This window comes from Xenorhabdus anantnagensis, from assembly GCF_028598555.1.
In the GTDB taxonomy this organism is placed as follows: Bacteria; Pseudomonadota; Gammaproteobacteria; order Enterobacterales; family Enterobacteriaceae; genus Xenorhabdus; species Xenorhabdus anantnagensis.
Genome location: NZ_JAQRFN010000001.1, coordinates 353,241 through 366,218 on the forward strand (window position 1 = coordinate 353,241; position 12,978 = coordinate 366,218).

Genomic DNA, 12,978 nt, shown 5'->3' on the forward strand with positions numbered 1-12,978 from the left:
TTTTTCACTAAAATTTATTATCATTAACGATTTTAAGGTACCCTTTTACCATCAACGTATTCATGAAATTGATAGCCAAAACGGAGCACACTGTTTTATGAGAATCGCTTTATGAAAAAAACGTCGAAAAAATCCCTGATAACCCTCTTTATCAGCCTGTTGTTATTGGGTCATACACCTGTATTATCTGCCCCGGCTGAAGATTCATTACCTGATATTGGCACTACAGCGGGGGCAACCCTCAGCATCAATCAGGAAATGGCCATGGGTGATTTTTATATACGCTTAATACGGGCTCAGGCACCTTTGATTTATGACCCACTACTGACTCAGTACATTGATAACCTAGGTCAGAAATTAGTCAGCCATGCCGATTCAGTAAAAACTCCCTTCCATTTCTATCTAATCAATAATCCTAACATTAATGCCTATGCGTTTTTCGGCGGTAACGTTGTTCTGCACTCGGCTCTATTGCGCTATAGTCGCAATGAAAGCGAGCTGGCATCTGTCATGGCTCATGAAATTTCCCATGTTACACAACGGCATTTAGCACGATTGATAGAAGAACAAAAACGTACCAGCCCTCTGGCATGGGCTGGCACGCTGGGTTCTATCTTGCTTATAATGGCCAATCCACAGGCAGGCATGGCCGCACTCAGTGGTACACTCGCCGGTTTCCAACAGGGCATGATCAGTTTTACTCAATCGAATGAGCAAGAAGCTGATCGTATTGGAATGCGAACGCTCAGTCGAGCAGGATTTGACCCGCGCGGTATGCCTAACTTTATGCAGATACTGGCAGATCAATCCCGCTATAACTCCACGCTACCGGAAATGCTATACACCCATCCATTACCTGACAGCCGTTTGGCTGATGCTCGCAATAGGGCAAATCAATATTCAGCTAAAGTCGTTCCTGAGTCGCAAGATTTTCTGTTCGCCCGTGTCCGTATTTTAACAATGTATTCGACCGATCAACGTCCTTATATTGACGAGTTATTAAAAAAATATAGCCAAGGAACCGCCAAAGAACAGCTTGCTGCTGCCTATGGACAGGCTATTTTGCTTTCTAAGGATGAAAAGTATACTGAGGCCAGAACAATACTTTCTCCATTGCTGGATAAACAACCGGATAACATTTGGTTTATTGATGCAATGACTGATATTGATATCGAGCAAAAACAGTATACCAGTGCCATCAATCGATTGCAGGACACCCTCAAAAAGCAGAAAAATAATCCAATATTGCAAATTAACCTCGCCAATGCCTATTTTATGGACAAAAAATATTCTCAGGCATCACAACTTCTGTTTCGTTATACCTTCAATCATCCAGACGATCTCAATGGATGGGAACTGTTAAGAAACACGGCCGGAAAACAAGGAAAACGCGATGAGGCACTCGCCGCCCAAGCAGAAATCATGGCATTAAAAGGTCAATTTGACTTAGCTATAACGCAACTTAGCGAGGCCAGTGCATTGGCAAAATTGGGTAGTTATGCCCAAAAGCGGTATGATGCCCGCATTGATCAATTGCGCCAACTGCAACAAAGTTATAACCAATATAAAAAATGAAGGATTTTTACATGCAACAAGTTACTTTCTACCATAATCCCCGCTGCTCAAAGAGCCGTGAAACACTTAAATTGGTTGAAGAACTCGGCATCGCGCCAGAAATCATTCACTATCTCGATACGCCACCTACAGTAGAACAACTTGCCGTGTTATTGAAACAACTCGGTTTCAGCGATGCCCGTCAATTGATGCGTACCAAAGAAGAGCTATATAAAGAGTTAAATCTTGGTGATGCCACATTATCTCAAGAAGCATTGCTTCAGGTGATGACGGAAAACCCCAAATTAATAGAGCGCCCGATTGTTGTTGTTGGTGATAAGGCGCGTTTGGGGCGTCCCCCTGAGCAGGTTAAAGAAATTCTGTTCTAAATATTTTTCAGAGAAAATAAATAAAAAAGTGATAGGAATATATTCTCTATCACTTTTTTATCCTGATCTCATTTCCTTTCTGCTTTCTTCATTCAAAGCTCAAGGATATCTTTCACAAACGGAATAGTCAGTTTGCGTTGTGCCACAATAGAAGCACGATCAAGTTCATCCAAAGTTTTAAACAACGTCTGCATTTCCCTATCGAGCCGTTTCAACACAAAGCGCCCGACATCTTCTGGTAATTCAAAACCCCGTAATTTTGCCCGTAGTTGCAATGCCTGAATTTTCTCATCATCAGACAAAGGCTGTAATTTGTAAATTTGCCCCCAATCCAAACGGGAGGCTAGATCCGGTAATGTCAGGTTAATTTGCCGCGGGGGACGATCACCTGTGATCAAAAGGCAAGTCCGGCCAATTTCTACAATTCGGTTGTAAAGATTAAAAATAGCCATCTCCCATGCCTGATCACCGGCAATACACTCAATATTGTCGATGCACACTAATGATAAATGTTCCATGCCATCAAGGACTTCGGGAACAAAATAGGCACGTTTATCCAGTGGTACATACCCTACAGCTTCTTCCTGCTGGGACAATTCGGTACAAGCTGCGTGAAGCAAATGGCTCTTGCCCCCGCCATCGCGGGACCAAAAATAGATATAACTGCCGTGTGAATGGCTAATGGCCAATTTTATTGCAGCTAATAAGGAAGTATTCTCACCTGCAAAGAAACTGGCAAAGGTTTCATCATCGGGCAAATATAATGGCAATGAAAGCTGCGACGGTGTATTCAGAAGCACCTCAAACAGAATGGATAACGAACAGCGCTAAGTCTACCACAAAAGGTCTCTATAAATGAAACGAATGCTTTGTTTAAAGCAGGAGGTTATTATTGAGGCACATCACCCCATAAAATGGGGGGTAATTCACAACCAATCGGATAGTAAAAATTTACTTTTTTGACTGGTATTATAATGAACATTCAGGTTAGTATCAAAACATGCTTTCCATAACTATACCGCTGTAACAAAACAAAGCCCATTATCTCCGCAAGCTAGGTATAGTCCACTCCAGAGAAAAAAGTTCTTATATCTGATAACCCTACACTACCAATAGTCAATATTACCAATAGTAAAAATACGCTACATGACTAAAGATTTTAACTTATCAATCTTAAATTATTTTCATTGGAGGTTAACATGTTAATGGAAACAATATTACGCAATGTGATAAAAAAAACTCAAAGTGTTTTTATAGGTGGCTCATCCAACAGGTTTTATTTTGAAACCAAAAAAATTGATAAAGTTGGTGAGAATGAATCTCCTATCGTACATAAACTAATAAATACCATTGAACAAAAAGAAGAGAAAATTAGTAATTTACGTATAAAAGAAAAGCAGATTTATAGTCAAAATGGCTCAGAAAGCATTCCTCAATGCTATAAATATTTTACTGAGAATAAATTCAAAACCAATCTCGTTGGAAATTGTGATGAACTTTCTACTTATGCTTTTCATTACTTGATCAAGAATTATTCTCTCGAAATTTTTAATTATTATAAAAATTTAGATCCCGATCCGAAAAAAATAATATACATAACTATGTATGAGGCTCAGGAACCTCACGATCACATTTTTATAAATATATATCATATGGAAGATAAAATTAGTTCAGAACAGATGAAAGAAGCACTATCATCTATTCAATCAGAATCATGGATATGTGATCCTTGGGCAGATATTATTTGTAAAGGAAAAACTTATCACTTTAAATGGCAAAGTAAAATGCTCGAGTGGTATAATAGCAACTGCTTTGTAACAAATAAAAGCATTAGAGAAAAAATAGCTGACACAGGAAGATATAATAATTTATTTTCCCCTTTAAAACCAGTAACATACAATGCAATTAACCAAAATTCAAAATTTCGTGTAGTAGAATTGGCTTTTTTTGATCAAGATGGAAATATTACTATATTGACAAGAGATGATAAAATAGTCCCTTATAACATTAGCGAAATCAATAGCCCAGTTATCAAACCACAAAGGTTGCGCAATTTAAATAGAAATAGTTCTTTAAATCTTCCTTACTGCAATAACTTATCTGATATCACAGCCGATAAACTAAGAGAAAAAGCACGTATATATAGTGGATTAACTAAGATAGCCTTAAAAAAAGATGTTAAACTATCTGATTAATTTTAAAATAGAAAGGGCATTATTTTAAAGCCCTTTCTTATCAATTTGACTAACGTAATTTATTCTATTGCTTCACGCTTTTTGTTATCTTCAATCGATTCCAGAGACGAGTTAATATATTGCTCTTCTGGACGAATAATACTGATCAATTTGAAAAGCAGACTCAGGCCAATGCCTACAACCGTGGCAAGTGCCATACCCTTCAATTCTGCTGCACCAATCTGAATTTTCGCTCCACTGACACCAATAATCAAAATAACAGAAGTCAGAATCAAATTCTGCGCCTTGCTGTAATCAACTTTCGAATCAATCAAAACTCGGATACCTGATGCACCAATCACGCCATATAGCAGCAGGGAAACGCCTCCCATAACAGGAACAGGGATCATTTGAATTGCCGCGGCCAATTTACCGACACAGGAAAGCAATATTGCAATCACCGCAGCACCGCCAATCACCCACGTGCTATACACACGGGTAAGCGCCATAACACCAATATTCTCACCATAAGTCGTGTTGGGTGTTGAACCAAAGAAACCCGAAATCATCGTTGAAAAACCATTCGCAAACATTGAGCGATGCAGGCCCGGATTTTTCAATAAATCTTTCTGCACAATATTTGCCGTCACTACCAAGTGGCCAACATGCTCCGCAATGACCACCAGCGCCGCAGGTAAAATTGTCATGATAGCAAACCATTCAAAACGTGGAGTATAGAATGTCGGCAGTGCAAACCACGGGGCTTCACGTACTGGAGTTAAATCTACAACTCCCATGAAGAATGACAACGCATAACCCGCCAAAACACCAATCAGAATCGGGATAATCGCCATAAAACCACGGAACATGACTGAACCAAAGATCGTTACGCCCAGCGTTACCATAGATATGGTCAGGTTGGTCGTATTGACCTCAGTGCCTGCCACTGGACGCAAACCCGCCATATCAGCAGCAACCCCTGCCAGCTCCAGCCCAATCACTGCAACAATAGCTCCCATCGCGGCAGGCGGAAACATCGCATTGATCCATCCCCTTCCCGCAACTTTTACAATCAGGGCAACCAGACAAAACAACAAACCACAGATAATAAATCCACCCAATGCCAACTCATATCCCAAAGGCAGCAACAACAATACAGGCGAGATAAAAGCAAAACTGGAACCTAAGTAAGCCGGGATCTTTCCTTTACAAATCACCAAATACAGCAATGTTCCAATGCCGTTGAACAACAAAATCGTCGCGGGATTAACTTTAAACAAAATGGGAACCAAAACGGTTGCACCAAACATGGCAAATAGATGTTGTAAACTTAAAGGGATAGTTTGTGCCAGAGGCGGTTTTTCATCTACCCCAATGGTCCGACGGGTCATTATTGATATCCTCTTATATTATTTTGCTAGAAACCAAAAAAAAGCCGACTTTTCAGCCGGCTATAAATGTTATTTAGTACCAAATATTTTATCACCTGCATCCCCTAAGCCGGGGACGATATATCCATGTTCATTGAGATATTCATCAATTGAGGCGGTATACAATTCAACATCAGGGTGAGCTTTCTCTAGTGCAGCAATCCCTTCCGGCGCAGCAACCAAAACCAGCACCTTAATGACAGGACATCCCGCTTTTTTCAGCAAATCAATGGTGGCAATCATGGAGCCACCGGTCGCCAACATCGGATCAACAACCAATGCCATGCGTTCATTAATGTCAGAAACTAATTTCTGAAAATAGGGCACAGGCTCAAGTGTTTCTTCATCACGATACACACCAACCACACTGATTCGCGCACTAGGGATATTTTCCAGTACGCCATCCATCATGCCCAAGCCCGCACGCAGGATAGGTACTACTGTAATTTTCTTCCCTTTAATTTGGTCTACTTCTACCGGACCACACCAGCCATCAATGGTCACTTTTTCAACATCTAAATCAGCAGTTGCTTCATATGTCAGAAGACTACCCACCTCTGAGGCCAGTTCACGAAAGCGTTTGGTGCTTATATCATGATCTCGCATCAAGCCAAGCTTATGTCTAACCAGTGGGTGTTTAACCTCAACGATCTTCATGGGGTTCTCCTAATATAGCCAGCAGATAAAAAATCGCGGGATTATACCGTCTTTTCAACGTCAAGCCACTACCAATCTATTGATTTTTATCAATCACGAGTCGTTTTCTTCTATTCTGCTCCGGCAGGAAACCTATACAAAGCTATCGCAAACGTTTGCTTAGGCTGTTAGAATTGTCACCGTTCTGTTTTATTCATAAAAATGCAACCGCCTGGGAGCTACGCAGTGACCAACAAAACCTCTCTTAGCTATAAAGATGCTGGTGTCGATATTGATGCTGGCAATGCCTTAGTCAATCGTATCAAAGGTGTCGTAAAACAGACCCGTCGCCCCGAAGTGATGGGAGGATTAGGTGGTTTCGGTGCATTATGTGCCCTGCCACAGAAATATCGTGAACCGATATTGGTTTCCGGTACAGATGGCGTTGGTACTAAGCTGCGTCTGGCCATGGACTTACAGCGCCATGATACCATCGGCATTGATTTGGTTGCCATGTGTGTCAATGATCTGGTTGTTCAGGGAGCCGAACCTCTTTTCTTCCTTGATTACTATGCCACCGGCAAACTGGATGTCGACACAGCCGCCAGTGTCATTACAGGGATAGCAGAAGGCTGTAAACAAGCAGGCTGTGCATTGGTCGGTGGTGAAACAGCAGAAATGCCCGGTATGTATCACGGTGAAGATTATGATGTCGCTGGTTTTTGCGTCGGTGTTGTCGAAAAATCAGAAATTATTGATGGCAGTCAGGTGCAAGCTGGTGATGCTCTGATTGCACTAGCATCCAGTGGACCACACTCCAACGGCTACTCCCTGATCCGTAAAATCCTTGAGGTGAGTCAGGCAGATCCAGAGACGACCCAGCTCGAAGGAAAACCACTCGCAGACCATTTACTTGCCCCAACCCAAATTTACGTTAAATCAGTCCTTGAACTGATCGAAAAAGTTGAGGTCCATGCGATTTCGCATCTGACTGGTGGTGGCTTCTGGGAAAATATTCCCCGTGTTCTGCCAGAAAACATGCAGGCCAGAATCAGTGCCGACAGTTGGCAGTGGCCAGCAATTTTTACCTGGTTACAGCAAGCAGGTAATGTCAGCGAGCATGAAATGTACCGCACATTTAACTGCGGGGTTGGTATGATAATCGCCCTTCCACAATCTCAGGCAAAACAGGCAATTTCATATCTGCAAGCATCGGGCGAAAATGCCTGGCAAATCGGTACAATTGCTGAACTCCGTGCTGATGAACAACCTGTCGTTATTACAAGATAAAATTAACAAATAAATATTCTGCCCAATTGATTTCAGGTTACAGCCAATCAAGCTGTAGCCTGAAAAAGATATATCTTATGGCTTTCAAGTTGCAGTGAAAAAAACTATTTGTTAAAAAATATTTGTTAAAAAACATTCGTTAAAAAAACCACTCGTTAAAATAACCATTCAGCGAAAACAAATCATGAAAAAAATTGTCGTTTTAGTATCCGGTAATGGTAGTAATCTTCAATCTATCATAGACGCCTGCCAACAAAATCGAATTAATGGACGTATTGCTGCGGTTTTCAGTAATAATGCTGATGCCTATGGTCTGCAACGTGCTGAACAGACAGATATCCCTGCCCGTTTTATCAATCCGAAGGTCTATGCGGATCGTACAAGTTATGATATCGCCCTATTCAAAGCCATTGATCAATATGATCCAGATTTAGTGGTTTTAGCCGGTTATATGAGAATTTTATCGCCCGAATTTGTACAGCACTATTATGGACGCCTGCTCAATATCCACCCTTCTCTTTTACCCAAATACCCCGGCCTGCATACCCATCAGAAAGCCATTGAAAACGGCGATAAAGAACATGGCACCTCTATCCATTTCGTAACTGAAGAATTAGATGGTGGTCCCATTATTTTACAAGCTAAGGTGCCGATTTTTGCGGGAGATAAAGAAGAAGATGTTATCGGACGTGTACAAACCCAAGAACACAATATTTATCCTTTGGTCATCGGCTGGTTTTTAGATCAGCGTTTGGCAATGGAAGGCAATACAGCAATAATGGATGGCAAGGTTCTGCCACCACAAGGTTACGCGTCGGAATAATCTATGCTAGCAGATTTCAACTTACAGCTTTCTGTTCACTGATTTTATTAGCGTATTTTTTTAAGTGCTAAGTTTTATAAGTGCTATGCTTCAGTGATACTTTATTGTAAGTTGCTATTTTGGATTGATTTATTTTTATGCACGAGAGAATTGGTTGTTTATCAATCTAAAAATAAATCTAGCAATAATTATTTATTCGAACATTATTTAATATCAAATATATTTATACCCAATAGATTTCAATTTGATACGCAGTGGTGAGAGAACAAACTTCTGGGAGCATAGCGAGTTATATGGCTTGGACAAGTGGGTATAGCCAACAAAGCGGCGACTTGAAATCTGAAAGGTGTAAGCATGGTTTCAATTCATACAACCCATTAAAAAACACTGAGGTATCCAATGTCCAATGGTGTAGAAAACCTATCTGTAAACTTGCGGCCCCTTGAGCGGGAAGATCTCCATTTTGTTCATCAACTTGATAATAATGCCAGTGTCATGCGTTATTGGTTTGAAGAGCCTTATGAAGCCTTTGTTGAATTATGCGACCTCTATGACAAGCATATTCATGATCAAAATGAGCGCCGCTTTATCATCGAAAGCCTGAACTCCAAAGTTGGGCTGGTGGAATTAGTCGAGATTGATTATGTCCACCGTCGTGCTGAATTCCAGATTATTATCGCCCCAGCCTATCAAGGACAAGGCTATGCAACAGTAGCCGCCAAACTGGCGATGGAATACGCTTTTGCTGTTTTGAATCTTTACAAACTATATTTGATCGTTGATAAAGAGAACACGAAAGCAATTCACATATACAATAAATTGGGATTCCATATTGAAGGCGAATTAATCGATGAATTTTTTGTAAACGGCTCTTATCATACAGCTATTAGAATGTGTACTTTCCAACACCACTATTTCGCCAATAAAGCCCGTGAAGCTCAGACCAGCACGCCGGCTCATTAAACGCTAACCATCAAGCCAGATGGAAAACCAAATGGAGCAGTAAGGAGTAGTAATGTCCCACGATCGCCTTTATACCGAAAAAGAACTCAGCTGGCTCTCTTTCAACGAGCGTGTACTTCAGGAAGCGGCTGACAAAAGTAACCCGCTGATTGAAAGAATGAGGTTTTTAGGGATCTACTCCAATAATTTGGATGAGTTTTATAAAGTTCGTTTTGCCGATGTAAAGCGACGCATTCTTATCAGTGAAGAGCGGGGGTCCGCCACTGGTGCCCGTCAATTATTGAGAAAAATTCAGGCTAAGGTTGTCAAAATCGATCAGGAATTCGATGCCCTCTATAACGACCTGCTGCTGGAAATGGCACGTAATCAAATTTTCTTGATCAACGAACGTCAGATATCTCCAAATCAACAAATCTGGCTGCGGCAATATTTTCGTCAGCATTTACGGCCACACATAACACCAATTGTCATCAATTCAGAAACCAATTTAGTTGAGTTTTTAAAGGATGATTATACCTATTTGGCTGTTGAAATTATCCGGGGGCAAGAAACGCAATATGCTTTGTTGGAAATTCCATCCGATAAAGTCCCGCGTTTCGTCAATCTCCCCCCAGAGATGCCAAAAAAACGCAAATCAATGATATTGCTTGATAATATTCTGCGTTACACACTGGATGAAATTTTCAAGGGATTCTTCGATTATGATACTTTGAACGTCTACTCGATGAAAATGACCCGCGATTCCGAATATGACCTTGCAACAGAAATGGAATCCAGTCTGCTGGAACTGATGTCTTCCACATTGAAGCAAAGACTGACTGCGGAGCCTGTACGGTTTGTCTATCAGCGTGATATGCCTGATGAAATGGTGGAACTGCTACGCAGCAAGCTGGGGTTATCGAATGATGACTCTGTAATTGCAGGTGGTCGCTATCATAACTTTAAAGATTTCATCAAATTTCCCAATGAAGGAAACCGGAACCTTCTGAACAAACCCATACCGCGGCTGCGCCATACTTGGTTTGACCATTTCCGCAACGGATTCGACGCTATCCGTGAAAGGGATGTCCTGCTTTATTACCCTTACCACACGTTCGAACATGTGCTGGAATTACTGCGTCAGGCATCTTTCGATCCCAGCGTGCTTTCGATCAAGATTAATATCTACCGCGTCGCAAAAGACTCACGCATTATTGATTCCATGATTCATGCGGCACATAACGGCAAGAAAGTGACCGTTGTGGTGGAATTACAAGCACGTTTTGACGAAGAAGCTAATATCCATTGGGCAAAACGCCTCACTGAAGCGGGAGTACATGTTATTTTCTCCGCCCTGGGCCTGAAAATTCACGCAAAACTCTTCATTATTTCGCGGCTGGAAGGCGAAGAAATTATTCGTTACGCTCATATAGGTACGGGGAATTTCAACGAAAAAACAGCACGCCTCTATACCGATTATTCTCTGCTGACTGCCAACCCCGAAGTCACTAATGAAGTTCGTCGGGTATTTAATTTTATTGAAAATCCTTATCGACCTGTCACATTTAATAATTTAATGGTATCACCCCAAAATTCACGCGGCATGCTCAATCGACTGATTACTCAGGAAATCGAGAATGCACAGGCCGGTGAATTGGCGGGGATCACTCTGAAAGTCAACAACCTTGTAGATAATGAATTGGTGGATCGCCTATATGATGCCTCCGAAGTTGGTGTCAAAATCCGCATTCTTGTACGTGGCATGTGCTCTTTGGTTCCCAATCAATCCGGCTTTAGTGAAAACATTCAAGTCACCAGTATTGTGGATCGTTTTCTGGAACACGATCGCGTTTATGTTTTCACCAACAAAGGCGATGAAAAAGTTTTCCTTTCCTCGGCTGACTGGATGACCCGCAACATTGACCATCGCATTGAAGTGGCGGTTTGTCTGCTCGATCCCCTTCTGAAACAACAGGTTATGGATATCCTTGAATTGCAGTTCAATGATACTGTCAAAGCACGATATATTGATAAGGAATTGAGTAATCACTATGTTCCACGAGGAAATAAGCGTAAAATCCGCGCGCAGCTTGCTGTTTATGATTATTTGAAAAACCTCGAACAACCGGAACCAAGGGCCTGATTTATGCCGTTAAAACACGACACCCCGATGCCCAAACCCCAAGAAATTGCCACTATTGATTTGGGTTCCAATAGCTTCCACATGGTAATCGCCCGTATTGTTAACGGCGCACTACAGGTTATTGGACGTTTAAAGAAGCGGGTTTATCTTGCCGATGGTTTAAACAGTAAAAATGAATTAAGCGAAGAAGCCATAAATCGTGGCCTAAATTGTCTTTCTCTATTTGCAGAACGATTGCAGGGTTTTTCCGCCAATAATGTCTGTTTAGTGGGAACACATAGCTTACGTGAAGCTGCCAATGTACAAGAATTTTTGAAACGGGCAAAAGAAGTTATCCCCTATCCAATTGAAATCATCTCAGGTCATGAAGAAGCCCGTCTGATTTTTATGGGCGTTGAGCATACACAACCAGAAAAAGGCCGGAAGCTGGTCATTGATATTGGTGGAGGTTCCACTGAATTGGTTATCGGTGAAGACTTCGAACCTCTACTGATTGAAAGCCGCCGTATGGGCTGTGTCAGTTTTGCCCGTCAATTTTTCCCGGATGGTGTGATTAATGAACATAACTTTCGCCGGGCGCGGCTTCAGGCGGCACAAAAACTGGAAAATCTCGTCTGGCAATTTCGGACAAAAAGCTGGGATTTTGCCTTGGGCGCATCGGGAACTATCAAGTCAGTATACGAACTGTTGATGGAATTGGATGAGAAAGATGGACTGATTACGCCAGAACGCTTAAACATGCTGGTAGAACGAGTCCTGAAATACAGAGATTTCACTGCATTGGAATTGCCGGGATTATCCGATGACCGCAAACAAACTTTTGTTTCTGGGCTGGCAATATTGTGCGGTATTTTCGATGCTTTAAATATTCAGGAATTACGCCTGTCTCATGGTGCATTGCGGGAAGGTGTACTTTACGAAATGGAGGATCGTTTCCGTCATCAGGATATTCGCCAGCGAACCGCCAAAAGCCTTGCTGAACACTATAATATCGATCGGGAACAGGCAGACCGAGTTTGGTGTACCGCCAGAAACCTTTATAGCCAATGGGCAACACAAAATTCCAAACGAGTACATCCACAACTGGAGTCAATTCTACTTTGGGCAGCCATGCTGCATGAGGTCGGTTTAAGCATCAATCTGAGTGGCTTGCAACGGCATTCTGCTTATATCCTGCAAAATACCGATCTGCCGGGATTCAACCAAGAACAACAATCGTTGTTGGCAACACTGGTTCGCTATCACCGCAAAGCGGTTAAAGTGCATGAGCATCCCCGCTTCTATTTGTACAAGAAAAAACAGTACCTTCCCATGCTCAAGATATTGCGATTGGCGACCTTGTTGAACAACCAACGCCAATCTACCACAACACCGGATACATTAAGACTAGAAACCGATCATGGTCATTGGATACTCTATCTGCCCAAAAACTATTTAGCACAGAATGCCCTCGTGTTGCTCGATCTGGAGAAAGAGCAAAGCTACTGGCATGACGTGACTGGCTGGAAATTACACATTGAAGAGGAATCGACTTAACGATATCGCGTTATGAAAAAGAACAAGAAAACGGTTCAAATTATAAAATTAATACTGTTTA

11 protein-coding genes are annotated in these 12,978 nt (G+C 41.7%); 8 read left to right on the forward strand and 3 right to left on the reverse strand.

Features of this window, described 5'->3' with window-relative positions; translation table 11 throughout:
- The first annotated feature begins 111 nt into the window (after positions 1-111).
- Entirely contained in the window at positions 112-1,575 is a 1,464-nt protein-coding gene (bepA, locus tag PSI14_RS01380) for a beta-barrel assembly-enhancing protease (protein ID WP_273574045.1), read from the forward strand.
- Between the two features lie 11 nt (positions 1,576-1,586).
- Positions 1,587-1,943, forward strand: a complete 357-nt coding sequence (arsC, locus tag PSI14_RS01385; protein WP_273574046.1) for an arsenate reductase (glutaredoxin) — start codon at positions 1,587-1,589, stop codon at positions 1,941-1,943.
- Positions 1,944-2,035: 92 nt separating this feature from the next.
- On the opposite strand, the gene hda is transcribed toward arsC, so the two are convergent.
- Complete coding sequence (gene hda / locus PSI14_RS01390) at positions 2,036-2,743, reverse strand: DnaA inactivator Hda (protein ID WP_175485901.1); 708 nt, start codon at positions 2,741-2,743, stop codon at positions 2,036-2,038.
- Between the two features lie 399 nt (positions 2,744-3,142).
- Here hda and PSI14_RS01395 point away from each other — a divergent pair, with 399 nt between their 5' ends.
- Positions 3,143-4,138 (forward strand): hypothetical protein, encoded by a 996-nt coding sequence (locus PSI14_RS01395; protein ID WP_273574047.1) that lies wholly within the window; start codon positions 3,143-3,145, stop codon positions 4,136-4,138.
- Between the two features lie 59 nt (positions 4,139-4,197).
- Here the strand turns inward: PSI14_RS01395 and uraA are convergent, their stop codons facing one another.
- On the reverse strand, positions 4,198-5,508 hold the full coding sequence (gene uraA, locus PSI14_RS01400; protein WP_273574048.1) for a uracil permease: 1,311 nt from the start codon (positions 5,506-5,508) through the stop codon (positions 4,198-4,200).
- 69 nt (positions 5,509-5,577) lie between these two features.
- A complete protein-coding gene (upp, locus tag PSI14_RS01405) occupies positions 5,578-6,204 on the reverse strand; it encodes a uracil phosphoribosyltransferase (protein WP_273574049.1) in 627 nt (208 codons plus the stop codon).
- A gap of 225 nt (positions 6,205-6,429) precedes the next feature.
- On the opposite strand from upp, the gene purM reads away from it, so the two are divergent.
- The 5 genes from purM to ppx all read left to right on the forward strand — a co-directional run bounded on the left by purM (position 6,430) and on the right by ppx (position 12,917).
- A complete protein-coding gene (purM, locus tag PSI14_RS01410; RefSeq protein ID WP_273574050.1) occupies positions 6,430-7,473 on the forward strand; it encodes a phosphoribosylformylglycinamidine cyclo-ligase in 1,044 nt (347 codons plus the stop codon).
- A 184-nt stretch (positions 7,474-7,657) separates the two neighbouring features.
- Complete coding sequence (purN, locus tag PSI14_RS01415) at positions 7,658-8,296, forward strand: phosphoribosylglycinamide formyltransferase (RefSeq protein ID WP_273574051.1); 639 nt, start codon at positions 7,658-7,660, stop codon at positions 8,294-8,296.
- Positions 8,297-8,695: 399 nt separating this feature from the next.
- Positions 8,696-9,259 carry a spermidine N1-acetyltransferase gene (speG, locus tag PSI14_RS01420; protein ID WP_273574052.1) on the forward strand — a complete coding sequence of 188 codons (564 nt, stop codon included), beginning with the start codon at positions 8,696-8,698 and terminating at the stop codon, positions 9,257-9,259.
- A 52-nt stretch (positions 9,260-9,311) separates the two neighbouring features.
- A complete protein-coding gene (gene ppk1, locus PSI14_RS01425) occupies positions 9,312-11,381 on the forward strand; it encodes a polyphosphate kinase 1 (protein WP_273574053.1) in 2,070 nt (689 codons plus the stop codon).
- Positions 11,382-11,384: 3 nt separating this feature from the next.
- Positions 11,385-12,917 (forward strand): exopolyphosphatase, encoded by a 1,533-nt coding sequence (ppx, locus tag PSI14_RS01430; RefSeq protein WP_273574054.1) that lies wholly within the window; start codon positions 11,385-11,387, stop codon positions 12,915-12,917.
- The last annotated feature ends 61 nt before the right edge of the window (positions 12,918-12,978 follow it).